The organism is Janthinobacterium sp. P210006, from assembly GCF_036231885.1.
GTDB lineage: Bacteria > Pseudomonadota > Gammaproteobacteria > Burkholderiales > Burkholderiaceae_D > Janthinobacterium > Janthinobacterium violaceinigrum.
Genome location: NZ_JAZARD010000005.1, coordinates 372,174 through 395,326, shown reverse-complemented (window position 1 = coordinate 395,326; position 23,153 = coordinate 372,174). Strand labels below are relative to the sequence as shown.

29 protein-coding genes are annotated in these 23,153 nt (G+C 64.8%); 12 read left to right on the top strand and 17 right to left on the bottom strand.

The annotated features are described in order from the left end of the window. Positions 1-100: 100 nt before the first annotated feature. Entirely contained in the window at positions 101-859 is a 759-nt protein-coding gene (locus tag VPH41_RS25060; protein WP_328571874.1) for a hypothetical protein, read from the top strand. Next, positions 856-1,098 (top strand): Imm32 family immunity protein, encoded by a 243-nt coding sequence (locus tag VPH41_RS25055; protein WP_328571873.1) that lies wholly within the window; start codon positions 856-858, stop codon positions 1,096-1,098. The genes VPH41_RS25060 and VPH41_RS25055 overlap by 4 nt, the downstream gene beginning before the upstream one ends. A 6-nt stretch (positions 1,099-1,104) precedes the next feature. Here VPH41_RS25055 and VPH41_RS25050 read toward each other — a convergent pair whose 3' ends face one another. Continuing rightward, a complete protein-coding gene (locus VPH41_RS25050; RefSeq protein ID WP_328571872.1) occupies positions 1,105-1,563 on the bottom strand; it encodes a GNAT family N-acetyltransferase in 459 nt (152 codons plus the stop codon). A 97-nt stretch (positions 1,564-1,660) separates the two neighbouring features. On the opposite strand from VPH41_RS25050, the gene VPH41_RS25045 reads away from it, so the two are divergent. Next, on the top strand, positions 1,661-2,662 hold the full coding sequence (locus tag VPH41_RS25045; RefSeq protein WP_328571871.1) for an SMP-30/gluconolactonase/LRE family protein: 1,002 nt from the start codon (positions 1,661-1,663) through the stop codon (positions 2,660-2,662). Here VPH41_RS25045 and VPH41_RS25040 read toward each other — a convergent pair. Then, a complete protein-coding gene (locus VPH41_RS25040) occupies positions 2,649-3,716 on the bottom strand; it encodes an SDR family oxidoreductase (protein ID WP_328571870.1) in 1,068 nt (355 codons plus the stop codon). The two genes, VPH41_RS25045 and VPH41_RS25040, sit on opposite strands and share 14 nt — an antisense overlap. A gap of 99 nt (positions 3,717-3,815) precedes the next feature. Here VPH41_RS25040 and VPH41_RS25035 point away from each other — a divergent pair, with 99 nt between their 5' ends. The 3 genes from VPH41_RS25035 to VPH41_RS25025 all read left to right on the top strand — a co-directional run bounded on the left by VPH41_RS25035 (position 3,816) and on the right by VPH41_RS25025 (position 6,990). After that, entirely contained in the window at positions 3,816-4,730 is a 915-nt protein-coding gene (locus VPH41_RS25035) for a LysR family transcriptional regulator (RefSeq protein ID WP_328571869.1), read from the top strand. Positions 4,731-4,808: 78 nt separating this feature from the next. After that, the gene (locus VPH41_RS25030; protein WP_328571868.1) at positions 4,809-5,843 is read left to right on the top strand and encodes a MerR family transcriptional regulator; all 1,035 of its coding nucleotides are present in this window, start codon (positions 4,809-4,811) and stop codon (positions 5,841-5,843) included. Between the two features lie 67 nt (positions 5,844-5,910). Further along, on the top strand, positions 5,911-6,990 hold the full coding sequence (locus VPH41_RS25025) for a hypothetical protein (RefSeq protein ID WP_328571867.1): 1,080 nt from the start codon (positions 5,911-5,913) through the stop codon (positions 6,988-6,990). A gap of 8 nt (positions 6,991-6,998) precedes the next feature. Here the strand turns inward: VPH41_RS25025 and VPH41_RS25020 are convergent, their stop codons facing one another. The 4 genes from VPH41_RS25020 to VPH41_RS25005 form a co-directional block, all read right to left on the bottom strand. Continuing rightward, positions 6,999-7,688: a M24 family metallopeptidase gene (locus VPH41_RS25020; RefSeq protein ID WP_328571866.1), complete on the bottom strand. Its 690-nt coding sequence runs from the start codon at positions 7,686-7,688 to the stop codon at positions 6,999-7,001. A gap of 133 nt (positions 7,689-7,821) precedes the next feature. After that, positions 7,822-8,799, bottom strand: coding sequence for a GlxA family transcriptional regulator (locus tag VPH41_RS25015; protein WP_328571865.1), 978 nt, complete (start codon positions 8,797-8,799; stop codon positions 7,822-7,824). 3 nt (positions 8,800-8,802) lie between these two features. Then, positions 8,803-10,014 carry a D-amino acid dehydrogenase gene (locus tag VPH41_RS25010; RefSeq protein WP_328571864.1) on the bottom strand — a complete coding sequence of 404 codons (1,212 nt, stop codon included), beginning with the start codon at positions 10,012-10,014 and terminating at the stop codon, positions 8,803-8,805. Beyond that, entirely contained in the window at positions 10,011-10,463 is a 453-nt protein-coding gene (locus VPH41_RS25005) for a winged helix-turn-helix transcriptional regulator (protein WP_328571863.1), read from the bottom strand. Before VPH41_RS25005 ends, VPH41_RS25010 begins: the two co-directional genes overlap by 4 nt. 87 nt (positions 10,464-10,550) lie before the next feature. On the opposite strand from VPH41_RS25005, the gene VPH41_RS25000 reads away from it, so the two are divergent. Continuing rightward, positions 10,551-11,744 (top strand): MFS transporter, encoded by a 1,194-nt coding sequence (locus VPH41_RS25000; protein WP_328571862.1) that lies wholly within the window; start codon positions 10,551-10,553, stop codon positions 11,742-11,744. On the opposite strand, the gene VPH41_RS24995 is transcribed toward VPH41_RS25000, so the two are convergent. From VPH41_RS24995 to VPH41_RS24980, 4 genes are all read right to left on the bottom strand, one after another. Next, positions 11,741-12,436 (bottom strand): Crp/Fnr family transcriptional regulator, encoded by a 696-nt coding sequence (locus tag VPH41_RS24995; RefSeq protein ID WP_034759676.1) that lies wholly within the window; start codon positions 12,434-12,436, stop codon positions 11,741-11,743. The genes VPH41_RS25000 and VPH41_RS24995 overlap by 4 nt on opposite strands. 166 nt (positions 12,437-12,602) lie before the next feature. Continuing rightward, positions 12,603-13,250, bottom strand: coding sequence for a response regulator (locus tag VPH41_RS24990; RefSeq protein WP_152258090.1), 648 nt, complete (start codon positions 13,248-13,250; stop codon positions 12,603-12,605). A gap of 37 nt (positions 13,251-13,287) precedes the next feature. After that, positions 13,288-14,520: a GAF domain-containing sensor histidine kinase gene (locus tag VPH41_RS24985; protein WP_152284783.1), complete on the bottom strand. Its 1,233-nt coding sequence runs from the start codon at positions 14,518-14,520 to the stop codon at positions 13,288-13,290. A gap of 64 nt (positions 14,521-14,584) precedes the next feature. Further along, positions 14,585-15,166 (bottom strand): DJ-1/PfpI family protein, encoded by a 582-nt coding sequence (locus VPH41_RS24980; protein WP_287777691.1) that lies wholly within the window; start codon positions 15,164-15,166, stop codon positions 14,585-14,587. 194 nt (positions 15,167-15,360) lie between these two features. Here VPH41_RS24980 and VPH41_RS24975 point away from each other — a divergent pair, with 194 nt between their 5' ends. Both VPH41_RS24975 and VPH41_RS24970 read left to right on the top strand, forming a co-directional pair. Beyond that, positions 15,361-15,690 (top strand): hypothetical protein, encoded by a 330-nt coding sequence (locus VPH41_RS24975; RefSeq protein WP_328571861.1) that lies wholly within the window; start codon positions 15,361-15,363, stop codon positions 15,688-15,690. A 68-nt stretch (positions 15,691-15,758) separates the two neighbouring features. Continuing rightward, positions 15,759-16,058: an antibiotic biosynthesis monooxygenase family protein gene (locus VPH41_RS24970; protein WP_328571860.1), complete on the top strand. Its 300-nt coding sequence runs from the start codon at positions 15,759-15,761 to the stop codon at positions 16,056-16,058. 136 nt (positions 16,059-16,194) lie between these two features. Here VPH41_RS24970 and pncB read toward each other — a convergent pair whose 3' ends face one another. From pncB to VPH41_RS24955, 3 genes are all read right to left on the bottom strand, one after another. Then, positions 16,195-17,397 carry a nicotinate phosphoribosyltransferase gene (gene pncB / locus VPH41_RS24965; RefSeq protein WP_328571859.1) on the bottom strand — a complete coding sequence of 401 codons (1,203 nt, stop codon included), beginning with the start codon at positions 17,395-17,397 and terminating at the stop codon, positions 16,195-16,197. Positions 17,398-17,474: 77 nt separating this feature from the next. Beyond that, a complete protein-coding gene (locus VPH41_RS24960) occupies positions 17,475-18,338 on the bottom strand; it encodes a cysteine hydrolase (protein WP_328571858.1) in 864 nt (287 codons plus the stop codon). 123 nt (positions 18,339-18,461) lie between these two features. Continuing rightward, a complete protein-coding gene (locus VPH41_RS24955) occupies positions 18,462-18,716 on the bottom strand; it encodes a hypothetical protein (protein ID WP_152284788.1) in 255 nt (84 codons plus the stop codon). 141 nt (positions 18,717-18,857) lie between these two features. Between VPH41_RS24955 and VPH41_RS24950 the strand changes: the two genes are divergently transcribed. Then, a complete protein-coding gene (locus VPH41_RS24950) occupies positions 18,858-19,157 on the top strand; it encodes a hypothetical protein (protein WP_328571857.1) in 300 nt (99 codons plus the stop codon). 17 nt (positions 19,158-19,174) lie between these two features. Here VPH41_RS24950 and VPH41_RS24945 read toward each other — a convergent pair whose 3' ends face one another. Further along, positions 19,175-19,720 carry a hypothetical protein gene (locus VPH41_RS24945; RefSeq protein WP_328571856.1) on the bottom strand — a complete coding sequence of 182 codons (546 nt, stop codon included), beginning with the start codon at positions 19,718-19,720 and terminating at the stop codon, positions 19,175-19,177. A gap of 114 nt (positions 19,721-19,834) precedes the next feature. Beyond that, the gene (locus tag VPH41_RS24940; protein ID WP_152258080.1) at positions 19,835-20,440 is read right to left on the bottom strand and encodes an FMN-dependent NADH-azoreductase; all 606 of its coding nucleotides are present in this window, start codon (positions 20,438-20,440) and stop codon (positions 19,835-19,837) included. 134 nt (positions 20,441-20,574) lie between these two features. On the opposite strand from VPH41_RS24940, the gene VPH41_RS24935 reads away from it, so the two are divergent. Both VPH41_RS24935 and VPH41_RS24930 read left to right on the top strand, forming a co-directional pair. Further along, positions 20,575-21,489: a LysR family transcriptional regulator gene (locus tag VPH41_RS24935; RefSeq protein WP_152284792.1), complete on the top strand. Its 915-nt coding sequence runs from the start codon at positions 20,575-20,577 to the stop codon at positions 21,487-21,489. A gap of 162 nt (positions 21,490-21,651) precedes the next feature. Next, a complete protein-coding gene (locus VPH41_RS24930; RefSeq protein ID WP_086146325.1) occupies positions 21,652-21,879 on the top strand; it encodes a hypothetical protein in 228 nt (75 codons plus the stop codon). 3 nt (positions 21,880-21,882) lie between these two features. Here the strand turns inward: VPH41_RS24930 and VPH41_RS24925 are convergent, their stop codons facing one another. Then, positions 21,883-22,194 carry a MerR family transcriptional regulator gene (locus tag VPH41_RS24925; protein WP_099665182.1) on the bottom strand — a complete coding sequence of 104 codons (312 nt, stop codon included), beginning with the start codon at positions 22,192-22,194 and terminating at the stop codon, positions 21,883-21,885. 3 nt (positions 22,195-22,197) lie between these two features. After that, positions 22,198-23,118: a DnaJ C-terminal domain-containing protein gene (locus VPH41_RS24920; RefSeq protein ID WP_152284793.1), complete on the bottom strand. Its 921-nt coding sequence runs from the start codon at positions 23,116-23,118 to the stop codon at positions 22,198-22,200. Positions 23,119-23,153: the final 35 nt, after the last annotated feature.

Below are 23,153 nucleotides of genomic sequence, written 5' to 3'. Positions count from 1 at the left end.
GTCCACCTTGCAGCGTGGCCAGCACGCTTCCCCGCGTGCGCGCTAGCCACGGGATTTCACGCATGGCATCATGCGCGCTCCCCATTCACTCTGGCGACACATGGACCAATATCACTTCCTGGTAGGCGAATTCAAGAAAAATACCCCCTTCATTGCCGCCGCGGCCAGCGCCCAGCTGTTCGCCTGGTTCGCGCACATCGGCGAATCCGTCGAGCGCTACGGCAACAAGCGCGGCAAGATCGTCAAGTTCTCACAGCGACATTACGAGAAGATGCTGTTCGCGCCAGAGACCGACGGCATCGGACTGCTTTCGCCCCGTCTCGTGCCGCCCGACGAAGCTGACGAGGCCGTCAACTGCGACGCGCAGGCCATGTATTCATCGGGCTCGGAGCTGGTTCTGTCCATACGCGCCAGCAAGCTTGCGCTGATGCCGTTGTTCGACGGTGCCCGGGCCATACCCGGCCTGTTTGAGCATTGCGAATATGTGTACTGCTACGCTGAAACGCAGGGCTATGGCACCGGCTACGCACTCGGCTACCGGCAGATCGATGAGGCCCATCCGATGACCTTTGGCACTCCTTGCCCCGCAAATAACTGGTCCGCCATCAAGCGGCGCGGGCTGCTAGATTCGCACCTGCGCGATGTATATCCCATCAATGGTTTCACGCAAGCCAGACTGGATGCGCTGCCGCCCGAGCGCCGGCAAGCGCTGCGCGACGCGATGCACGCGTATGGCCACTGCGAAGACCATGCCGGCTTGACCTTCTGGTACCTGCCTGCCGAAGAACTGGACGCCGCCCGCGCGGCACTGAACACCCACGCCATGCTGGGCGCCTATATCAACAACCGACATCCATGAGCACACATTTATCGTTGCACTGCTATCTGCAGGACGAGGCCGCCGAACGTCCCCTGCCCTGCTCCGACGTGACCATCCACGCCGACCCGGCCACCCTGCGCGCCATCGCCCATTTTCTGCTGGCCAGCGCGGACACGTTTGAGCAGGCGCAAGACCGGGCCGGCATGCACGCGCATCTGCAGGATGCATGGCCAGGCTGGCAAGACGACTTTCCCGACCTGGTGCTTGTGTCCACCTGAAACGTTTTACAGCGCCAGCTTGTAGCCTTCATGGCTGGCGACAAAGCCCAGCTTTTCATAGAAACGGTGCGCGTCGGGACGGCCCTTGTCCGTCGTCAGCTGCAGCAGCTGGCAGCCGCGCGCGCGGCAGGCTGCTATGGCCCACTCGAACAGGCGCTGGCCCAGGCCCGCGCTGCGGTGCGAGGCGGCGATGCGCACGGCTTCGACCTGGCCGCGCCAGGCGCCGCGGCGGGCAATGCCGGGGATAAATGACAGTTGCAGCGTACCTACGATGATGTCGCCATCGGCGGCCACCACCAGGCGCTGGTTGGCATCGGCGGCAATCGCCTGGAAAGCGCTGACATAGCAGGCGGCGGGGGGCGAGGCGACGGTTTCGCGCAGGGCGCCCAGCGCATCGTCGGCCAGCAGGCTGACGATGGCTTCCAGGTCGGCCAGGGTGGCGGTACGAAAAATGATGGTATCCATGGTGGCTCCAGTGAATCGGCAGCACGATTGTACGGGCGTGCGGTCCGCCCGGCCAGTCAGGTAACATACGCCACCGTCGCTTTACAGAGAACACCCGATGCCCGATTCCCGAACCACCCTGCCCTGGCTGCGCACTGCCGTGCTGGCCGCCGCGCTGGCCAACCTGTCCGCCTGCGCCAGCCCGCCCGCACACGAAGCACTGTTCCTCGCCACTACCCTCACGCCCGCGCACTCGTTCACCAAGGGCATCGAAGGCCCGGCCGTCGATGCGGATGGCAATATCTATGCCGTCAACTTTGCGCGCCAGCAAACCATCGGCAAGGTCAGTCCTGGCGGCATGGGCGAGGTGTACCTGACCCTGCCCGGCACCAGCATCGCCAACGGCATCCGCTTCGGCAGCCGCGGCCAGATGTATCTGGCCGACTACATGGAGCACACGATTTACCTGGTGGACCCGGTCACGCGCGCGCTCACCATCCACGCGCGCGAACCGCGCATGACGCAGCCGAACGATATCGCCATCACGGCCGATGACGTGCTGTATGCGAGCGACCCGAACTGGAAGGAAAACACGGGCCGCGTGTGGCGCATCGCGCAGGACGGCACGGTGACCCTGGCGCTCGACACCATGGGCACGGCCAACGGCATCGAGGTCAGTCCCGACGGCAAGATTTTGTACGTGAATGAAAGCGTGCAGCGCAATATCTGGATGTATGACATCGCCGCCGATGGCAGCCTGAGCGGCAAGCGCCTGCTGATCAGGTTCGACGATTTCGGCATGGACGGCATGCGCGTGGACGTCGACGGCAACCTGTACGTGACGCGCTACGGCAAGGGCAGCGTCGTCAAACTGTCGCCGCAGGGACGCATCCTGCGCGAGATCAGCGTGCCCGGCGCCAAGCCCAGCAACATCACCTTCGGCGGCCCCGATGGCCGCACGGCCTACGTGACGGAAGTGGTGCAGGGCCGGCTGCTGCAGTTCCGCGTCGACCGTCCGGGCCTGGAGTGGCAGCGCGCGCGGCAGCACAGGGCGAATGCAGCGGCGGCAGCAGCAGCAGCAGCGCCGCCTGCCGCCGCCGAACACGTCAGCGCGGAATGATGCGTTGCGCCTTCAACTGCTCGAACAGATGGAAGAAGGCGTCCGGCGTATCCTGGTAGTCGAGGAAGCCCGCCTTGCGGCTCTTGCCCATGTCCGTCATCACTTCCATCGGCCGCCCCAGGTCGGCATCCGTATGCCACCACGAAGCGAGGCGGCCAATGTCAGGCTCCGCCAGGCCATGCTGCTGCGCGATGGCGCGCCATTGGGCGGGCGCGTCCTGCATGCGGCCGGCCAGCGGCGCCATCGTCTCGGGCAAGTCCGCCGCATCGATACCGAAATACGCGGCCAGGCGGGGCCACAGCCACTTCCAGCGGAACACGTCGCCATTGACGATATTGAAGTCCTCGTTGCGCGCGGCGGGGCTGTCCGCCGCCCACGCCAGGTGGCGCGCGATCTGGCCCGCGTCCGTCATGTCGGACAGGCCGTGCCACTGCGCGGGCGAACCGGGAAAGACGAAGGGCTGGCCGCTGGCCTTGCACAGGTGCGCATACACGGCCAAAGTTAATCCCATGTTCATGGCATTGCCCAGCGCATAGCCGATGATGGTGTGCGGGCGGTGCACGCTCCACGTAAAGCCGTACTGCGCGGCCGCTTCAAACAGCCGGTCTTCCTGTTCATAGTAGAAATTGTCCACGTCCTGGCGGCCCTGCTCTTCGCGGAACGGCGTGACGGGCACGGCGCCCTGGCCATACGCGTCGAACGGTCCCAGATAATGCTTGAGGCCCGTCACCAGCGCCGCGTGGCGCAAGTGGCCAGCAGGTCCCAGCGCGGCCAGCACATTGGCCACCATGGCGCCATTGACGCGGATGTTGTCCTGCTCGCTTTCCTGCCGCGCCCAGGCCGTAAAAAAGACGTGGCTGGCATCGAGGCCCGCCAGGCCGGCGGCGACGGCCGCGCCATCGGTCGCATCGAGCTGCAGGGACGCGCAGCCGGCGGGCACGGGCGTGCGGCCCCGCGAGACACCCGTGACCTGCCAGCCTTGCGCCAGCAAATGGCTGGCCAGCTTGCTGCCGATGACGCCGCTGGCGCCGATGATGAGGGCGTGTTTTTGCATGGGATACAAGCTCCAAAGGAAAAAAAACCATCATATCTGCGACATCAATTCTTATCCGCGATACTATTTCACTCTATTCATGAATAAAATTCGCGGATCATGTTTTCATCGGAACATTTAAAGGGCCTCACGCCCTTCCTCGCCACAGCCGACGCGGGCAGTTTTACCAAGGCGGCCGAGCGCCTGCACCTGAGCAGCTCGGCCGTCAGCAAGAGCGTGGCGCGGCTGGAAGAGCGGCTGGGCGTGCTGCTGTTCGAGCGCAGCACGCGCCGCTTGAAACTGAGCGACGCGGGCCGCGCCTACTACGCCACCTGCAAGCGCGTGCTGCAGGAACTGGCGGACGCGGAAGACGTGCTGGGCGAGCACGCGACGGCACTGGCGGGCAAGGTGCGCATCGGCGTGCCCGCCTCGTATGGCCGCCTGCGCGTGATGCCGGCGCTGCTGGAGCTGTGCGCGCAGTATCCGCGCCTGCAGCCGTCGATCGCCTTCAGCGACCGCTTCGTCGACCTGTTCGAGGAGCGCATCGACATCGCCGTGCGCATCGGCGCGCCCTCGCACTGGCCCGCCGCGCTGGGCCAGATGCACCTGGGCGACGAACAGCTGATCCTGTGCGCGGCGCCCGCCTACCTGGCGCGGCGCGGCACGCCCGCGTCCATCGCGCAGCTCGATGAGCACGACTGCATCGCCTACGGACGCGGCGATGGTTCGCCCATGCCGTGGCTGTTCCACGACGAGGACAGCGGCGGACAGGTCGAGTACCGCCTGGCCTCTCCCCGCATGACGGTGGGCGACGCGGAAGCGCGCACGGCCGCCGTGCTCGCCGGCCTGGGCGTGGCGCAGCTGGCCACCTGGCTGGTGCACGAGCACCTGGCCACGGGCGCCATCGTGGCGGTGCTGCCGGCACTGGCCACGCAAGGCTTGCCCCTGTACCTGGCGTGGCCGCTGGCGCGCCAGCTGACGCCGAAAACAGGCACCCTGCTGCAGGAACTGCGGCAGCGGCTGACGATCAGTTGATGCAGTTGAAAATACCGCTTGACCCTGACGCGACGTCAGGCGCGATTCTGCTTGCACGCACCCGGAAAGGAGTACCCCATGCTGTTGAAAATCGGTGAACTGGCCAGGCTCACGGGCCTGACCATCCGCACCCTGCACCACTACGACAGCATCGGTCTGCTCTCGCCCTCGGCGCGCACGCAAGCTGGCTACCGCCTGTACCAGCACAGCGACATGGACCGGCTGCACCGGATCATGGCGCTGCGCAAGTTCGGGTTGTCGCTGGCCGATATCGCCAACGCACTCGCCGGCCCGGATCTGCCCTTGAGCGCCATCGTGGCGCAGCAGATCGCCATGCTGGAACGCCAGATTGCGCAGGCTTCCACCCTGCGCGAACGCCTGCGCAGCCTGCAGGCACAACTGGCGCAAGGGCAGGCACCGGAACTGGCCGAGTGGCTCACCACTATGGAGTTGATGACCATGTACGACAAATACTTTACCCCCGAAGAACTGCAACAGATACCGCTGCTGTCCGATGCGGCCGTGGAACAGGAATGGAAAGCACTGGTAGCGAGAGTGCGCGCCGTCAAGGACGCCGGCGCCGGCCCCGGCGATGCACGCGCGCAAGCCCTGGCCACAGAATGGATGGTCAAGCTGGTGCGCGACACGGGCGCCCACCCGGGCCTGTTCGCCCGCCTGAACAACATGCATGCGCAGGAACCATCGATGCAAGCCACGACCAGCATCGATGGGGACTTGATGCAGTTCATCATCGCCGCCTTCAATGCCTCGCGCATCGCGCTGTACCAGCCTTTCCTCAATGAACAGGAATACGCGCACCTGGTGGCCAACTACGGCAAGCGCTCGGGCGAGTGGCCAGCCCTGATCGCGGCTGTGCGCGCCGCCATCGATGCGCGCACGCCGCCCACCGACCCGGCCGTGCTGCAGCTGGCGCGGCAGTGGCTGGACCTGTTCCGCTCGTATGCCGGCACGGACCCGGCCACGCAGCTGAAGTTCCGCCAGGCGCACCAGCAGGAACCGCGCTTGATGGAGGGCAGCTTTGTCGATGCCGCCATGCTGCAGTACCTGAGCGCGGCGATGGCCGTGGTGGCGCAGGAGCGCCCCGGCGCATAAGTTGACGTGTGGCATCTCGTGGGCGGGGCCATGTAGAATCGGCCTTCGCCCACGAGAGGAAAAACCGATGCGCCGCTTTCTGTTTGCTTGCCTGACCCTGCCCGCCCTGCATGCCGCCACGGCGGCCGAGCCGCCCGTGCAAGGGGTGTGGCAGGGCACTGTGGGCAAGGCCAATATCGTGGCCTGCTTCAACCAGCCCAGCCCCACGCAGGGGGCAGACAGCAGCGGCAGCTATTACTACACGCGCTACAAGACGCCGATCATGCTGGCCAAGCCGAACGGCAAGGCCCTGTGGCAGGAGCAGGATGCCAAGGGCAACACGACGGGCACGTGGCGCCTGGATGCACCGCAAGGGGGCAAGCTGGCGGGCACCTGGACGGACCCGAAAAGCGGCAAGTCCCTGCCCCTGGCCTTGACCCTGCTGGAAGCGGCGGGCGATCGAGATCACCCATCGTGCGCCAGCGATGCCTACAACCTGGCGCTGGAAGACTTTCCCGGTACCAAGGTGAGCAAACCCATCGCCTTCGAAGGCAAGCAATACCGCAATCTTCAAGTGGGCGACACCATCACGGTAGAGCTGATCGCTCCCGGCGATGGCGTGGCGAAAATCAACGCGCAGCTGCGCGCCGTGCTGGCGAAGAACAAGAAAGACCTGGCCGACTTCTATGCCACGCGCCGCGAGTACCTGGGCCGCAACGGTTTCACGACGGAAGACGAAGTGTATGCGGAGCCAACCTACTGGTCGCCGCGCTGGGTGACGATCAAGTTCTACCGCTGGCCGGCCGGCTATGGCGCCAACGGCATCTCCATCAAGTTCCGCACCTGGGACGTGAAGACGGGCCAGGAGACGGACATGTGGAACTGGTTTGGCGCCAGCGCCAGCGATGGCGACGACAAGGCAGAATTGCCGGACCGCCTGCGCCAGGCCCTGTTCAAGGGCGTCACCATCGACGCCGAGTGCAAGGGCACGGATTACGACGGCCGTGGCCGCTTCCACCTGTCCCTGAAGCCGGAGGGCGTGTCGTTCTGGGAAGACTCCAACGGCAGCGGCTGCGAAAACGACTTCCTGCTGCCCTACAACAAGGTCGGCCCCTTCCTCACCGTCAAGGGCCGCGCCGCGCTCAGCGATCTATTGCCGAAGAACTAGGCGCTGCGTCAAACATAGTAGCTGTCGTCGAGCAGCATGTCCTCGAAAAACGCGCCATACGGCAAGGTCGGATGGCGCAGATGGATTTCCAGGATCCAGCGCATGGGCGATGGCGAAAAATCCGCGTCGGCCAGCGCGCCCGCGTAAATCGTGGCGTGCGGGAAATCGGAAACGCGATGCCCGCCCAGGTCAAAGTTCAATTCCCAGCCCAGCTTGCGCGCTTCCTGCTCTGCGTAGGCGTACAGGGCCTGGCCCGTCAGCCGCTCGCGCAGCCACACGGCCCGTACCTGGTGAAACAGGCATTCCGCATCGCGCGCGCAGCGCGCATAGTCCGCCTGTTGCGCGCTGTCGCCCACCGTGAACGTGGCGCCGCCATCGCCTTCCCATACCTGCACGCGGGGCGCGATATCGAGGAAGAAAATATCGTGCTCTTGCAAGACCACGCCCGGCTCGGACGCGCGCTTCATCGGTTTGAGCGTGTTGCGGCCAAAGCGCACGCGCGTGGGGTGCCAGCTCAGCGCCAGCCCCATGTCCAGCAGCACTTGTTTCGCCATCGCCACGGCGTCTTCTTCCAGCATGCCGGGCCGGATGCGCGCGGCAATGGCGGCAAGTGCTTCGCGCGTCTTGCGTCGCGCCAGCAGCATGCCGTCTTCAGTATAGGCGGGGCCGACCCGCTCGGCGTCCAGAGTGGTGTGCATGTTTGACTTTCCTCAAGGGCGCGGCCGAAGTGGCGCGCCTGCAGCAAAGTATAGATTTGCGGATGCGGCGGCAGGGGCCTGGCCTGCCGCGTATTCCGGACAGCGTGGCAGGCATTCCTGCCATGCGTGCCCGTCAAGCGCCGGGGTGGCTGGAAAAATGCTGCCGGTACTGCCTGGCCGACACGCCCAGCCGCCGCAGGAACACGGCGCGCAGCTGGTCGGCCGTGCCGAAGCCGCAGCGCCAGGCGATGGTTTTCAGCGGTGCATCGCTGGCGGCCAGCAAGGCGCGCGCCGCATCGAGCCGGGCGCTTTCAATAAAGCGGGCCGGCGTCACGCCCAGCTCGCGCGCGAAGACGCGGGCAAAGTTGCGCGGGCTCATGGCGACCAACTGCGCCAGTGTGTCCACGTCCAGCGCCTCGCCCAGATGTGCAAGCACGTATTGCTGCGCCTGCGCCACGGGCGAAGCCACGTCCAGCACGGGCGTCAGGTGCGGGCTGAACTGCGACTGCCCGCCCTGGCGCTGCGTGTACACCACCAGGCGGCGCGCCACCTGCAGCGCCAGCTGCGCGCCGCCCACGCCACCCGCCTCGGCCAGCAGCGATAGCGCCAGGTCGATGCCGGCCGTCACGCCGGCCGAGCTGACCAGCTTGCCGTCGTGCACATAAATGCTGTCCGCGTCCACCTGGGCCAGCGGAAAACGGGCAGCCAGCGCCGCCGCATCGTTCCAGTGCGTGGCAACTTTTTTACCATCGAGCAAGCCCGCGTGCCCCAGCAAGAACGCGCCATTGCAGATGGAGCCGTAGCGCCCCGCCCTGCCCGCCGCCTGCGCCAGCCAGGCGCTCAGGGCCGCATCGCGGGGCTGCGCCGGCAAGCCGGGGCCGCCCGCCACCAGCAGCAAGTCGTAGACGTCGCTGGCCTGCGCGTAGTGGCGGTGGGCGGCCAGGCATAGACCGTTCGAGCAGCGCAGCAAGCCCTCCTGCGTGCCCAGCACCTCGATCGCGTAGTGCCGCTCCGGCGGCAAGAAACCGTTCGCTTCGGCAAACACGTCCAGGGGACCGCTGACGTCGAGCGCCTGCACGCCGGGAAAGATGAGGATGGCGATGCTGGGCATGGCTCAGTCCCGCGCCGCGGCCGCCACCTGCTGCGCCACCAGTTCGGCCGTCGCGGCCGCCAGGGTCCAGCCCAGGTGGCCATGGCCCGTGTTGTAGTACACGCCGGGTGCCTTGCCCGGCCCCACTTTCGGCAGCATGGCCGGCAGCATGGGACGCAAGCCCGCCCACGGGATCGCCTGGCGCGTATTAACGCCAGGAAAGCACTGCTCCACCCAGCGCACGAGCGGACGGATGCGGTCGGCGCGGATGTCGTAATCGATGCCATTGAATTCCGCCGTGCCCGCCACCCGCAGCCTGTCCTCGCCCAGACGGCTGCTGACCAGCTTGGTCGCGTCGTCGAGCAGACTGACGGACGGTGCCGCGGCGCGGCTGGCTGCATCATCGAGCTGCACGGTAATCGAATACCCTTTCACGGGATACACATTCACATGGTCGCCCAACGATGCAGCCAGGGCGCGGCTGGCCGTGCCCGCGCACACGACGACGGCGTCGAACACCGTGCTGTCTTCGTCCGTGGCGACGCGCACCTTGCCGTGTTCGCGCGCCAGCGCCGTCACCTGCGCGCCATAGCGGCACGCCACGCCCAGACGCATGCAGGCATCGGCCAGGCCGCTGGTGAATTTGTGGATGTCGCCCGTGGAATCGCTGTCCGTGTAGTAGCCGCCGTAAAAATCGCCCTGCAAGGCCGGTTCGATGGCGCGCATTTCCGTAAACGTCACGGGGCGCCGCTGCAAGCCGCCCTGCGCCAGCAGGCGCGACACGCGGGCGGCACGCTCGAAGCCGGCACGCTCGCGATACACGTGCAGGATGCCGGCACGGCGGTGATCGAAGGCTATGTTTTCTGCTTGCGCCCACGCAAACAGGTGGTCGCGCGCGGCAATCGCCATGCGCGCCGTGGCGATGGTGTTGCGCTCGTAGTCGGGCATGGCGGCGAGAAATTCCGCAAACCAGCTCAGCTTGTGCCAGCTGGGCCAGGGATGGAGCAGCAGGGGCGCGTCGCGCCGCGTCATCCATTTCAGCGCGTTCAATATCGTCGCCTTGTGGTTCCACACTTCCGCATGCGAAGCCGACAATTGCCCGCCATTCGCATACGACGTTTCCATGGCGGCATAACGGTGCCGCTCGATCAGGGTCACGTCCACACCCCGTTTCGCCAGCGCATACGCCGTCGTCACGCCCGTGATGCCCCCGCCCAGCACGGCCACGCGCTTCATTGCGGCGACACCTTGTGCACGACGGTATCGCCCGCCTGCAGCACGCTGCCATCGGGCGCCAGCACATCCATGCGGCGCACGGGCAAGCCGGAACCGCGCTGCCGCAGGGTGGAATGGGCCTCGCCTGGCGCGAACAGCTGCGCCTCGCTCCACTGGCGCAAGCCCACCACGACGGGAAACAGCGCCAGCCCCTTGGCCGTCAGCACGTATTCCTGGTAGGCCGTGCCGTCCGAGGCGGGCGCGACCTCGAAAATGGCCTCCTCCACCAGGGTGTGCAGGCGGTCGGCCAGGATGTTCTTCGCCACGCCCAGGCTTTTCTGGAACTCGCCGAACCTGCGCATGCCGTCGAAGGCGTCGCGCACGATCAGCAGCGACCAGCGCTCGCCGATCGCGTCGAGCGCGCGCGCCACGGGACAGGGGTCGGTCTTCAGGCTCTTGCGTTTGGCCACGGGCATTCTCCAGGATTGACTGGTTGCATTTTAAAACTTCTCCGCGTAGACTCCAACTAGTTTTAATTTGAAACCAGATAAATGACCATGCGCGACACGACTCCCCTCCCCAACCAAGCGACGCTTGCCCCCTCCCTCGTCTGGCTGTTCGCCACGGCGGCCGGCCTCAGCGTGGCCAATGTGTATTACGCCCAGCCCTTGCTCGCCACCCTGGCGCACGAATTCGGCATGACGGAGGCGGCCAGCGGCATGGTCGTCACGGCCACGCAGATCGGCTGCGCGCTGGCCCTGCTGCTGCTGGTTCCCTTGGGCGACATGCTGAACCGGCGCCGCCTGACCTTGATCCAGCTGGGCTTGCTTGCCCTCACCCTGGCGGCGCTGGGATGCGCCCGCTCCACGGCCGCCTTGCTGGGCGGCATGCTCCTGGTCGGCTTGCTGGGCACGGCCATGACGCAGGGCTTGATCGCCTACGCGGCCAGCGCGGCAGCCAGCCACGAGCGGGGAAGAGTCGTCGGCATGGCGCAGGGTGGCGTGGTGATCGGCTTGCTGCTGGCGCGCACCCTGTCCGGCGTGGTGGCCGATGTGGCCGACTGGCGCGCCGTGTATTTTGTCTCGGCGGCCATGGCGTGCGCCCTGCTGTTGCTGCTGTGGCGCAAGCTGCCGCCCGCGCAAGCGGCCAGCCGGCAGCTGGCTTACGGCGCCCTGCTCGCTTCGATGCTGGCCATGCTGAGGCACAACAAGGTGCTGCGCGTGCGCGGCATGCTGGCCCTGCTGATGTTTGCCGTGTTCAATATTTTCTGGAGCGCCCTCGTGCTGCCCTTGACGGCGCAAGGCTACAGCCACGCGGCCATCGGCGCCTTCGGCCTCGTGGGCGTGGTGGGGGCGCTGGGCGCGGCGCGCGCCGGGGCGCTGGCCGACGGTGGACGCGCGCAATGGACGACGGGCGCGGCCCTGCTATTGCTGCTGGCCGCGTGGCTGCCGCTCAGCTTTGCCGGTACGGACCTGTGGCCCTTGATCGTCGGCATCATCGCGCTGGACCTGGCGGGCCAGGCCGTCCACGTAACCAACCAGAGCCTGATTTTCAAACAGGACAGCGATGCGCACAGCCGCCTGGTGGCGAGCTACATGCTGTTTTATGCGGTGGGAAGCGGACTCGGTGCGATTGCCGCCACCAGCGTGTATGCGCTGGCGGGCTGGCATGGGGTATGCGCGCTGGGCGCGGCGGTCAGCTTGCTCGCCCTGCTGTTCTGGCGGCTGACCTTGCCTGCTGAAAAATCTTAGTTCAGCATGGCCGTGGCGGAACCATGACGATACGTCTTCAGCGCATCGGGCTGGATCTGGATCAGCGAACCGCTGACTTTAATCAAATGCAAGTCCGTCAGCTGGTGCAGCACGCGCGACAGGGTGGCGGGCGCCAGGTTCAGGAACGAGGCCAGCAAGCTTTTCTTCAGGTCCAGCTTGACTTCGTTCGAACGCTGCTGGTCCGAAGCCTGCAGCAGATACTCGACCACGCGCTGGGTGGCGTTCTGCACGGAGCAGCGCTCCACGTTGCGGATAAAGCCCATCAGGTGGTGCGACAGGCTGTTCATCATCTGGCGCGCGATACGGGGCGACTGGTCCAGCAGGCGCAGCAGCGCGTGCGGCGGGATGCGCAGCAGCAGGCAGTGCTCGAGCGCTTCGGCGCAGAATGGATACGGTTCATCGAGGAAAATCATGGCTTCGCCGAAGCTCTGGCCCGGACGGATCAATTCCAGTACCTTGTCCGTGCCTTCCATGGAAAAGACGCTCAGCTTGACGAGGCCGAAGACCACCACGTAGGCGCCTTCCGCCACTTCGCCCTTGCGGAACAGCACTTTGCCTTTTTCCACTTCAACACGCACGACATCCTGGCGCAATTGCTCTAATTGCGAAGGGGAAATATGGCGGAACAGAGCCTGGCTCGATAGCAAGCCATCGACGTTGACCTTATGCATGACACTCTCTTATTAGATTAGCGAATGACTAAGAGTGTAATGCGCAGGCACGGTCAAGGCCATACGTCAAAGGAACTAGGGTTGTCTAGGCCGGAACGCCATGCAGATCAAACAATCGCGCATTCCTTGTGGCTTTTCAACCGGGTATTTGCGCTTTGCTTGATCTTTATTTGCCTAACTCACGCTCGACGGCATACACGGCAATCTGCACGCGGCTGCTGAGCTTAAGCTTTTTGAGGATGTTTTGCACGTGGATCTTCACCGTGCTTTCCGCCACGTCCAGCTGGCGCGCAATTTCCTTGTTGCTCTGGCCCCGTGCCAGGCAAGCCATGGCTTCGCGCTCGCGCGGCGTCAGTTTGTCGTAGTCGGCCTGTGGTGCGTTCTGCCCCGCGCGGAACTGCGACACCAGCTTGGCCGTCATGGCGTCGGCGATCACGGATTCGCCGGCGGCGGCGCGGCAAATGGCCTGGCCCAGCTGTTCGGCTTCGATATTCTTCAGCAGATAGCCGCGCGCGCCTGCGCGCAGGGCCGCGCCCAGGTCGGCCGCGTTTTCCGACACGGTCAGCATCAGCACCACCATCTGCGGCATGTCCTGCAAGATCAGCTGCAGCGCCTCGACGCCGGATACGCCGGGCATGTTCAAGTCCATCAGCACCACGTCGGGCCGCAGTTCGGCCGTCAGGCGCACGCCGTCGAGGCCGTTCGATGCCTCGCCCACCACCTGGAACAGAGGATTGCGCTGCAACAGCAGCTTGACGCCGCTGCGCAGCAAGGTGTGGTCGTCGACCAGCAGGATTTTGATTGGAGCGTTCACGTGTTTGTTTCTTCTGCCTGATAGGAATAATTCACTGTTACGCGGCCTGGCGCCGCGCTGCCGGCAAGGCCAGCGAGATCGTCGTGCCGCCGCCGGGCGTGCTGTCGATGGCAAATTGCGCACCGAGCCGCTCGGCTCTTTCTTGCATGATACGCAAGCCGATCTGCAATTCCGTTTTCTTGTCGCGCAGGTTGGCGGCAAAGCCTTCGCCATCGTCGCGCACCTGCAGCGCGAAATCGCGCCCGTTTTCCACGCGCAGCGCCACGTTGCTCGCTTGCGCATGCTTGCGGATATTCGACAGCGCTTCCTGCACGATGAACAGGATCTGCAACTGCTGCTCGGGCGCCAGCGGCGCGCCATTGCCGCTCATGTCCAGGGTGCCGACGACGCCCGTCTGCAGCTCGAACTTGGCCAGCACTTCCGACAGCTTGCTTTCCAGGTCGCTGCCATGCCAGCGCGTGCGGAAATTGACCAGCAATTCGCGCACGTCCTGGTAGCTTTGCTCGACGCCCATGCGCATCAGCGGCAGCACTTCGGCCGCTTCGTCGAGCTGGCCCCGGCGCACGGAATCGTCGAGCATCTGCACTTGCAGGCTGATGAAATTGAGGCTTTGCGCGATGCTGTCATGCAAGCCTTCCGCCAGCAGGCTGCGTTCGCGCGCCACGGCAAATTCCTTCTCGCGCGCGATCAGGCGCTGGTTTTCAATGGCGATGCCCAGGCTCTGGCCCAGGGTTTCCAGCCAGCCCTGCTGCTGCGCATGGGCCGCTTGCGGGCGCGCAAAGTGCAGCGAAAAACTGCCCACCACCTGTTCGCGCGCGAGGATGGGAAAGACGGCGATGGCGATGAACCCTTCGTCCTGGCAGCGGTAGCGCTGCAAGGCATCGGCCTGGCGGAAATCGCGGATCTGGATCACGCCTTGCGCCACGGCCGCGCCGCACAGGCAATCGTTGTTGCGGATGCAGTGTTCCTCTTCCACCATGGCGTCGGAAATGCCTTCATGCACGATGATGTGCACGGTGTCCTGCTGCGGATCGAGGATGCGCACGGTGCCCCCTTCCGCCTGCGCGAACTGCATCACGTGGCGCAGGAAGCCGCGGCACAGCGCATCGATGGCGTGCTGTCCCGCCAGCAGGGTGGAAATGTCATGCAGGGTGGCCAGCTGGCGTTCCTGCGCGGCGCTCAGGCCCGATGCGGCTTGCGCCAGGCGGCGCTGGCGCCAGCGCGATGCTGGAAGTTGTTTGCGGGAAGGTTGACTGCGCGGCGCATGCATGAAGAACTCGAATCTGAAAAGTGGTGCGCCCGGCAAGCGCTGCGGCCTGCCGGGCTGGTAAAGGTTACAAATGGATCTCGGTGCCCAGCAGCTTGACGAACTGCGCCAGCCAGGCCGGATGCGCGGGCCAGGCGGGCGCCGTGACGAACTGGCCATCCGTGACGGCGTCCGTGACGGCGATGTCGGCATACGTGCCGCCCGCCAGTTTCACTTCCGGCGCGCAGGCGGGATAGGCGGAAATGCGCTTGCCGCGAATGACATCGGCGGCGGCCAGCAATTGCGCGCCATGGCAGACGGCCGCGACGGGCTTGCCCGCCTCGGCGAAATGGCGCACGGCGGCAATGACTTTCTCGTTCAGGCGCAGGTATTCGGGCGCGCGGCCGCCGGCGATCATCACGGCGTCATAGTGGGCCGGGTCGATCTCGTCGAAGCTGGCGTTCAGGGTGAACAAATGGCCCGGCTTTTCCGTGTAGGTCTGGTCGCCCTCGAAATCGTGGATGGCCGTCTTGATCGTCTCGCCGCTTTTCTTGCCGGGGCACACGGCATGCACGGTATGGCCCAGCATCAGCAGGGCCTGGAAAGGCACCATCGTTTCATAATCTTCTGCAAAATCGCCGGTCAAAAACAGAATTTTCTTCGCTGCCATTTAGTTCTCCTATGAAAGATTGATCCCGCGCCCCTGCCAGCAAGACGCACCGCAAGGCGTATCTTAGCGCGACTTGGCAGCCATACTGGATATTTATCAAACTTTTGCGCCTTGATCGAGGATTTTACAGGCTGAGGCAGAATTTTTTATAGGCTCACAGGTCCAACTCGGATGCCCCACTTGAAAGCTTGGCCATGAGCCCTTCCACCAGCCCCCTCGCTGCGCCTGCCCTGATCCGTATCTTCGACCATTTTGCCTATGCGCAGCAGGCCCGCAGCGCCCTGCTGGACGACGGTTTTTCCCCGCAGGCCGTGCAGCTCGATACGGTCGACGATGAAGCCGTCCCCGTGCAGGGCAAGGCCGCGTGGCGCGGCATGTTCCGCCTCGTCGTCGCCATCGGCAATGCGCAGGAACGGGAACGCGCGCATGCCATCGTGCAGGCATGTCACGGCTGCGATATCGAACAGCGCACGGCCAGCCACGCGGGCAGCCGGCGCGCCGGCGCCGCCGCGCTCGCCGGCTGAGGCGCCCTCCCCCGCGCGGCCGAATTATGGCAAGATCAAGCTTCCTTCATTCCACAGTGGAACTTGCCATGATTTTTGAAATTGCCCATATCCAGATCAAATCGGCCACGCATGCTGCCTTCGAGGCGGCCGTGACGAAGGCCGTGCCCCTGTTCCAGCGCGCGCGCGGCTGCGAATCGATGCGCCTGGAACGCTCGATCGAAAACGGCGACGCCTACCGCCTTGTCGTGGGCTGGAGCACCCTGGAAGACCACACCGTGCATTTCCGCGGCAGCGACGACTTCCAGGCCTGGCGCGCCCTGGTGGGCGAATTCTTCGCCGCCCCGCCCCAGGTCGAGCACATGAACACGGTGGTGACGGGGTTTTAAGACGGCGGCTGCGGTGAACCCGGCACACATGGCGGGACGTGCCACGGTATTCCCGTCCGCCTTGCCAGCTACCAGGTGATGTGGTCCGCTCAGCTTGTCCGATTACGCGCGGCCTTGCCGCGCCAATCAGACCTGCCTAGACCGGTGCCTGGACGGCGGGATGGTGAAACACTTGCCGCAGATACGCGAGGAAGGTTTCATCCTTGCACAGGGTCTTGCCCGGCGAATCCGACAATTTCGCCACGGACTGGCCATTGCAGCGCACCAGTTTCATGACGATGTTGAGCGGCGTCAAACCGACGTCGTTGGTGAGATTGGTGCCGATGCCGAAGCCCGTCATGATGCGGTCGGCGAAGTGCTGGTACAGGGCGAACGCCTTGTCCAGGTCCAGCCCGTCCGAAAACACGAGACGCTTGGTATTGGCGTCGATGCGCAGGGCCGCGTAGTGGGCCAGCGCCTTCTCTCCCCACTCGACGGGGTCGCCCGAATCGTGGCGCAAGCCGTCGAACAGCTTGGCGAAATACAGGTCGAAGTCGGCCAGGAACGCATCCATGCCCACCACGTCCGTCAGGGCGATGCCTAGGTCGCCCCGGTATTCCTGCACCCAGTCCTCCAGTGCCGCCTTCTGGAAGTCGCGCAGGCGCACGCCAAACGACTGGAACGATTGCATGTATTCATGCGCCATGGTGCCGATCGGCACGATGCCCAGCTTTTTCGCCAGGTACACATTCGACGTACCCTTGAAATACTCGGGCACTTCGCGCGCCAGGCGCTGCACCACTTCGTCGTGCCAGGCGCCGGAAAAACGCCGACGCACGCCGAAATCGGAAAATTCAAATGGATGCTTGCGCCGCGGCAGCTTGCCGAATTCCTTGACGGCCGCCACTTTCAAGCCCAGGCGGTGGCGCCCTTCGCGCATGGCCGCATCGAGGTCGAAACGGCGGAAATACAGTTCATTGATGATGTACAACACGAAAATCTCAAAGCCCATCACATGCACCTGCGGCCCGGCCGCGTGCACGAGCAAGGTGTCGCCGTCCGTGCTGACTTCGATGAACTTGCGCTGGAAGCGGAACACCGTCAGAAAGTCGACGAAATCGCTCTTCATGAAGCGCAGGGTGCGCAAATAGGCCAGTTCGTCGTCGGCAAACGACATCGAGCATAAATGGTCGAGCTGCTCTTCCAGCTCTCCCTTCAGCTCGGCCAGGGGAAAGACCGTCGCGTTGCGGCAGACAAATTCGTATTCGGTATGGGTGTTCGGATGACCGTGCAGCAATGCTTGCCACATTGTAAATTTATACAGATCGGTTTCCAGCAAACTGCGCACTATCGGGGTCATGTGTGTTTTCTCCAACTTCCTGAAGCCAGAATAGTACGCCACCGCAAGCATTTCAGCAGGACACGATCGACAATGGCTCAGGCAATCGCATTGGCCTGCAGTTCGGGCAAGACGTCGGCGGACGTGGCCAGCCGCGCGCCGCGCTCTTTCATGGCAGCAAGAAAGTCGCGTTGCTGCGCTTCAAAGCCCGTGACGGGACTCATGCAATCCGTCAGCAGCACCAGCCGCGCCAGCGCCTGCCGTCCCTGCTGCGCTTCCAGGTAGTCGGCGATGTGCTCGGTGCTGGCTTTCACGCAATGGCTGCCCGCCTCGCCGGCCACATAAATCTGCTGCGCCGGCAGCAGGGTGGCAAGGAAGTCCAGGTTCAGCTGGGTGGCTGCGTCCTGCGGATCGGGCACTTCCGCCATGACGGCCGAGTAATGTTCGGTCCAGGGATTCGAACCCTTGCTCAGCTTGGCGACCACTTGCAGCCGCTCCACTTCCCAGCCGTTGTAGGCGGCGCGCACGGCCGCATGGATATTCTGCCCCCAGCTGCCGATTTCGCAGTGCACGGGCCACACCATCAGCTGGTAGCGTCCCGCTTGCTGCAAGGCATCCAGGTAGGCCAGCGCGCGCGGCAAGGCGCCGCTGGCGGCGGGCAGGAACAGGCGGTCGCGCACCTGCTGCGCAGCGATCTGCGTAAACGGTGCGACGGGGCCGCCATCGCCCGTGCGCCAGAACGCGGGGTGGGCGATGTCGTAACGGTGGTGGGCGTCGAGCGTCACGCTGATCTGCGTCAAGCCGCCGCCCCCTTCACGGATCAGCTGCGCCACGCGCAGCATGTCGGCGTGGGCGCCGGGCACGGCCAGCGCCGGCGCGGCATCTGGCGGCAGCCAGGCGGCAGGCAAGTCGCAAAAATCGTTTTGCGGGTCGATGACGAGCAGGTGCAACTGGCGTTTCATGGCGGTCCTCTGGCGTGGCGATATCGTGCATGATACGGGCAACTGCGCCGGTGCGCCTGCACCGGCTACGCCCGGACCGTGCTCATTCGTAATAACTCGCGCCGGAACAAGTCACGCGGCGCTTCAGGGATGAAAGACGTAGCGGCGCCGGCGCCGCTCGACCAGCTTGACGGCCACCTCGCCCGCTTCCGCCACGGCGTCCGCTTCCGTTGTAAACTGGTGATCGGCCGATACCCTGCGCTTCTTCACCAGGTTCACCCGGTGCATGGGGTTGCGCGAAGGGGCATAGATGGCGACGTAGGCGCCCCACAGCTTGCAGCCCCGCAAGGGTTCCGCCGTGTAATTCACCTCATAAAAATCAACATACTTTATCGGCACGATGTTCGCTCCAAAAATGACATGGCCGGACAGCTTGTCTCTACGGACTGACACGGTAAAAAGGTGAAACCATGCGCTCGCGCCTGCTCGGAATACTCGATGCGGCTCTCTGTTTTTATCACGCGGCACAGGAGAAAAAGGATGAATGACTACATCATCTTCATGCATGACGACACGCAAGTACCGATGGACATCGCCACGTCCGCCTGGGAAGACTACTTCGCCATGCTCAAGGCCAGTGGCCGCTTCTGCGGTGGCAGCTCCATCGGGCCCGGTATCTGCGTGCACCGGTCGGGCCAGGCCAGACCCGTCACGCCACACTTGTCAGGCTATATATGTGTGCTAGCTGAAAGTATAGACGATGCAAAAAAATTATTGGTGGGCAACCCCGTACTGAACGCAGGTGGCACGGTGGAAATCCGCGAGCTGCCGCGCGACTGACGCGGCATGGCTGGCCCCTATTTTCCCGCCTCGGACGCGGGATGCATGGACCAGACGACGCTGAGGATTTTCCATTCGCCGTCGCGCTTGACCATCTGCCAGGCTTCCACGCCATAGTTGGATAGTTTGTTATCGACGAGGAATTCGTAGTCGAAGTTGACCCACGCCACATGGCGGTCCTGGGTGATCTTGACGTTGTAGAATTTTTCTTCCGTGCGCAGCGGTTCGCGCTTGATGAAGTTGGCGAAAGCAATGTAGCCGGCCTGCGCGACGCCGTCGAAATGGACGTCCGTCGTATCGCGCATTTTCTTGATGAAACCGTCGTCGGCAGGCGAGGCGAACAGGATGTTCGTGTGCAGCATCAGCGACGACAGCAATTTGACATCCTTGGCGATCAGCGCCGCCTGGAAGTCGGCGACGACTTTTTCGATGGCGCGGATGTCTTCAGGCGTGGAGGCGTGGCGCCCCACGTGGGGCGGCGCCACGGGCGCAGTTTGCGCGTGCGCAATGCCTGCCGCCAACAGGGAACATCCGAACAATACTGCGCTTGCCAGCTTGTGCATGGGGGACTTTCATGGCGAACCGCTCGCCGGGCTGGCACGGGGCGCGCCGCCGGCAAGCTTATGTCAACCATGGCTGATTGACAATCCCCCATCCGAACTAGGCTTGAAGCAAACTCAGGCGGCCAAGGCCTCGATCGAGGCGCGGCCCTTGGCGATCGCGCTGGCGACGGCATCGTCGCCCATGGCCACGCCTTCGGCCTGCACGAACTCGATCTCGGTGATGCCGATGAAGCCCAGCGCCGTGCGCAGATAGGTGCTCAGGTAGTCATACGCGGCACCGGGGCCTTCGCTGTACACGCCGCCGCTGGCCGTGAAAATGACGGCTTTCTTGCCCGTGGCCAGGCCAACGGGGCCCGTCGCCGTGTACTGGAAGGTGCGTCCCACGCGGGCCACGTGGTCGATCCACGCCTTCAGGGTCGAAGGCACGGAAAAGTTGTACATGGGCGCGGCCAGCACCAGCACGTCGGCCGCCAGCAATTCATCGACCAGGGTATCGGACACCTGCACGGCCGCAGCCGCCTGCGCGCTGCGCTGGTCGGCCGGCGTGAAGAAGGCGCCCATCATCTCTTCCGTCAAGTGCGGCACGGGCTGCGCGGCCAGGTCGCGTTCGATGACGCTGGCCCCTTGCGCCGCCAGTTTGGCGACGAATTCGCCGGACAATTGACGCGACAGGGAACCGCTGTTGCGCACGCTGCTATTAATGTATAAGACCTTGCTCATGAAGTGCTCCTGTGAAAACGGGGATGGGGATGGGCCGCATCGCAGCCCTTGCACACAGCATAGTTCGGGTCTACCATCGATGAAACCGTGTAAATATAAATGATTAGCATCGAATTTCTAGATATGGAGTCGCCATGAGAGAACCGGGCCAGCCTTCGCTCGACCAGTTGCGCGTGTTTGTCGCCGTCATCGACGCGGGCGGTTTCGCCCATGCGGCACGCCAGCTGCACCGCACGCAATCGGTGATCAGCTACACCATCGCCAACCTGGAAGAACAGCTGAACGTGGTGCTGCTCGACCGCGGCAAGCGCAAGCCCACCTTGACGGACGCGGGCAAGGCCCTGCTGGCCGATGCGCGCGCCGTGGCCCTGAAAGTCGATGGCATGCGCGCGCGCGCCAAGGCGCTGGCCGGCGGGCTGGAGGCGGAAGTGTCGGTGGTGGTCGACGTGATGTTCCCCACCTGCGTGCTGGTGCGCGTGCTCGAGGCCTTCCAGGCGCAGTTTCCCACCGTCGCCCTGCGCCTGCGCATCGAAGCCATGGGCGCCGTGGCGCAGCTGGTGATGGATGGCAGCTGCCACATCGGCCTCGGTGGCTGGATGACGGCCACGGCCAGCGTCTTCGAGCGCCTGGCCGTGGGCCACGTGCGCCTGATTCCCGTGGCCGCCCCCAGCCACGCGCTGGCGCAGCTGGAAGGACCGATCGCATCGAACGTGGCGCGCGAACACGTGCAGCTGGTGCTCAGCGACCGTAGCGACCTGACGCAGGGCCAGGATTTCGGCGTGCTGGGATTGCGCAACTGGCGCCTGGGCGACCTCGGTTCCAAGCACGCGCTGCTGCGCGCGGGCCTGGGCTGGGGCAACATGCCCGAAGCGATGGTGCGCGACGACCTGCAGGCCGGACGCCTGGTGCACCTGCCGCTGGCCGTCGACAAGGGCGAGAATTACCCGATTTACCTGATCCAGCGCGCCGACACGCCGCCGGGCCAGGCGGGCAAGTGGCTGACGGAGCGTTTTGCGGAGCAGCTGCCGCTGCTGGTGCAAATCTTCTAGAATCGCGCGCGGGCGGGTATCATGCCTCAACAAACCCCAAACAAATGCTGGGGTCAGACCCTCAACACCGCCAACGCAAAGCTTAATGCCAACGTGTCCGGGGGTCTGACCCCAATTTCACCGGCCTTTACTTGGGTCAACTTTCAATGACAAGGATTTCCCATGGCCGGCATCGACGACTTCGTCAACAAACAAAAACCTGGCGCGCGCTTCGTCATCACGGCGCAGATGCTGCGCATGACGCCGCAGCAATTCGATTCGCTGGCGCAGGAATGGATGGAAGACGGCGGCCCCGGCTTCGACGTGGCCGGCATCCCGCACCGGGTGGTCGTCGACGGACAGTTCTATATTGCCCGGCTCACCGTGGCGCGCCACGGCGAGCCGGCATAAGGCCTAGTCGACGCCCAGCACGTGCAGGCGGCGGCGCAGGCGCGCCACTTCTTCCGACAGATCGACCACCAGCGCGGCCAGTTCCGCATTCGCGTCGAACACGGATTCGATTTCGTGCAGGCGGCGCGCGCGCACCAGGTCCAGGCTCGTGAAGCGCCAGGCCGTCAGCTGTCCCGCCGGCGGACCATTTTGCAGCAGCACGCCCGTCTGCACATGCTGCACCACCCAGTCCGGCTCCACGGCGCAGGCGCGCGCCAGTTCTTCCAGGCTCAGGGCACGGTCTTCGAGCAATTCGCCAATTACCTTGTTTGTCATGATTTACCCTCCCAGCTTCTGGCGCGGATTGAAAGCCATCTCGCGCGCCATGGTTGCATACAGTTCGCGCGCCTTGTCGTCGTTCGCCGGCGGCAGCACCACTTCCAGCAGCAGGTACAGGTCGCCCGGCTGGGCGGCGGGAATGCCGCGCCCCTTCAGGCGCAGCTTGCGCCCCGTCTGCGAATTGGGCGGCACGGTGACGGCCACCGTGCCCGATGGCGTGGGCACGTCGATCTCGCCGCCCAGCGCCGCCTCCCATGGCGTGACGGGCACCGTCTCGAACACGTCGCGCCCTTCCACCTTGTAGCGCGCATCGGGCTGGAAGCGGATTTCCAGGTACAGGTCGCCGGCCGGCGCGCCGCCGCTGCCCGGATGGCCCTGGCCCTTCATGCGCAGCTGCTGGCCTTCCGTGACGCCCTTCGGTATCGTCACTTCCAGCGTGCGCTCGCGCGTCACCACGTGGCCCTGCGCATCCGCCTCGGGCACGCGCATGACGATGTGGCGCTTGGCGCCCTGGTAGCTGTCGTGCAGGTCGATGGTGATGGCGGCGTGGCTGTCCTCGCCCTGCATCTGGAAACTGCTGTTGGCGCGACGGCGTCCGCCCACGTGGGCGAACAGGTCGGCAAAGAAATCGCTGTCGTCGGCGCCCGACGATTCGTAGCCCGAACCCCAGTCCGGCGGCGGCCGGAAGGGCTGGCCCTGCGCCCCCTGGTTGCGGCCCAGTTCATCGTAGGCGGCGCGCTTTTCCGCGTCGCCCAGCACGCCGTAGGCTTCGTTGAGGGCCTTGGTGCGCTTGTCGGCGTCCGGCTCCTTGCTCACGTCGGGATGGTATTTGCGTACCAGCTTGCGGTACGCCTTCTTGATCTCGGCCTCGGTCGCCGTCTTCTCGACGCCAAGTTCCTTGTAGTAGTCCTTGTATTCCACCGTGCTTGCTCCCCATGGTTGAACCGCCTGTGGGA

What these genes read in the sequence shown, in the direction of transcription:
- VPH41_RS24950 (WP_328571857.1), top strand. Translation starts at nt 18,858, where the DNA reads ATGAATGACTACATCATCTTCATGCATGACGACACGCAAGTACCGATG.
- VPH41_RS25050 (WP_328571872.1), bottom strand. Translation starts at nt 1,563, where the DNA reads ATGGATACCATCATTTTTCGTACCGCCACCCTGGCCGACCTGGAAGCC.
- VPH41_RS25045 (WP_328571871.1), top strand. Translation starts at nt 1,661, where the DNA reads ATGCCCGATTCCCGAACCACCCTGCCCTGGCTGCGCACTGCCGTGCTG.
- VPH41_RS25020 (WP_328571866.1), bottom strand. Translation starts at nt 7,688, where the DNA reads ATGCACACCACTCTGGACGCCGAGCGGGTCGGCCCCGCCTATACTGAA.
- VPH41_RS25000 (WP_328571862.1), top strand. Translation starts at nt 10,551, where the DNA reads ATGCGCGACACGACTCCCCTCCCCAACCAAGCGACGCTTGCCCCCTCC.
- VPH41_RS25030 (WP_328571868.1), top strand. Translation starts at nt 4,809, where the DNA reads ATGCTGTTGAAAATCGGTGAACTGGCCAGGCTCACGGGCCTGACCATC.
- VPH41_RS25025 (WP_328571867.1), top strand. Translation starts at nt 5,911, where the DNA reads ATGCGCCGCTTTCTGTTTGCTTGCCTGACCCTGCCCGCCCTGCATGCC.
- VPH41_RS24985 (WP_152284783.1), bottom strand. Translation starts at nt 14,520, where the DNA reads ATGCATGCGCCGCGCAGTCAACCTTCCCGCAAACAACTTCCAGCATCG.
- VPH41_RS24970 (WP_328571860.1), top strand. Translation starts at nt 15,759, where the DNA reads ATGATTTTTGAAATTGCCCATATCCAGATCAAATCGGCCACGCATGCT.
- pncB (WP_328571859.1), bottom strand. Translation starts at nt 17,397, where the DNA reads ATGACCCCGATAGTGCGCAGTTTGCTGGAAACCGATCTGTATAAATTT.
- VPH41_RS24930 (WP_086146325.1), top strand. Translation starts at nt 21,652, where the DNA reads ATGGCCGGCATCGACGACTTCGTCAACAAACAAAAACCTGGCGCGCGC.
- VPH41_RS25035 (WP_328571869.1), top strand. Translation starts at nt 3,816, where the DNA reads ATGTTTTCATCGGAACATTTAAAGGGCCTCACGCCCTTCCTCGCCACA.
- VPH41_RS25055 (WP_328571873.1), top strand. Translation starts at nt 856, where the DNA reads ATGAGCACACATTTATCGTTGCACTGCTATCTGCAGGACGAGGCCGCC.
- VPH41_RS24935 (WP_152284792.1), top strand. Translation starts at nt 20,575, where the DNA reads ATGAGAGAACCGGGCCAGCCTTCGCTCGACCAGTTGCGCGTGTTTGTC.
- VPH41_RS25060 (WP_328571874.1), top strand. Translation starts at nt 101, where the DNA reads ATGGACCAATATCACTTCCTGGTAGGCGAATTCAAGAAAAATACCCCC.
- VPH41_RS25015 (WP_328571865.1), bottom strand. Translation starts at nt 8,799, where the DNA reads ATGCCCAGCATCGCCATCCTCATCTTTCCCGGCGTGCAGGCGCTCGAC.
- VPH41_RS24940 (WP_152258080.1), bottom strand. Translation starts at nt 20,440, where the DNA reads ATGAGCAAGGTCTTATACATTAATAGCAGCGTGCGCAACAGCGGTTCC.
- VPH41_RS24925 (WP_099665182.1), bottom strand. Translation starts at nt 22,194, where the DNA reads ATGACAAACAAGGTAATTGGCGAATTGCTCGAAGACCGTGCCCTGAGC.
- VPH41_RS24980 (WP_287777691.1), bottom strand. Translation starts at nt 15,166, where the DNA reads ATGGCAGCGAAGAAAATTCTGTTTTTGACCGGCGATTTTGCAGAAGAT.
- VPH41_RS24960 (WP_328571858.1), bottom strand. Translation starts at nt 18,338, where the DNA reads ATGAAACGCCAGTTGCACCTGCTCGTCATCGACCCGCAAAACGATTTT.
- VPH41_RS24945 (WP_328571856.1), bottom strand. Translation starts at nt 19,720, where the DNA reads ATGCACAAGCTGGCAAGCGCAGTATTGTTCGGATGTTCCCTGTTGGCG.
- VPH41_RS25040 (WP_328571870.1), bottom strand. Translation starts at nt 3,716, where the DNA reads ATGCAAAAACACGCCCTCATCATCGGCGCCAGCGGCGTCATCGGCAGC.
- VPH41_RS24975 (WP_328571861.1), top strand. Translation starts at nt 15,361, where the DNA reads ATGAGCCCTTCCACCAGCCCCCTCGCTGCGCCTGCCCTGATCCGTATC.
- VPH41_RS25010 (WP_328571864.1), bottom strand. Translation starts at nt 10,014, where the DNA reads ATGAAGCGCGTGGCCGTGCTGGGCGGGGGCATCACGGGCGTGACGACG.
- VPH41_RS24995 (WP_034759676.1), bottom strand. Translation starts at nt 12,436, where the DNA reads ATGCATAAGGTCAACGTCGATGGCTTGCTATCGAGCCAGGCTCTGTTC.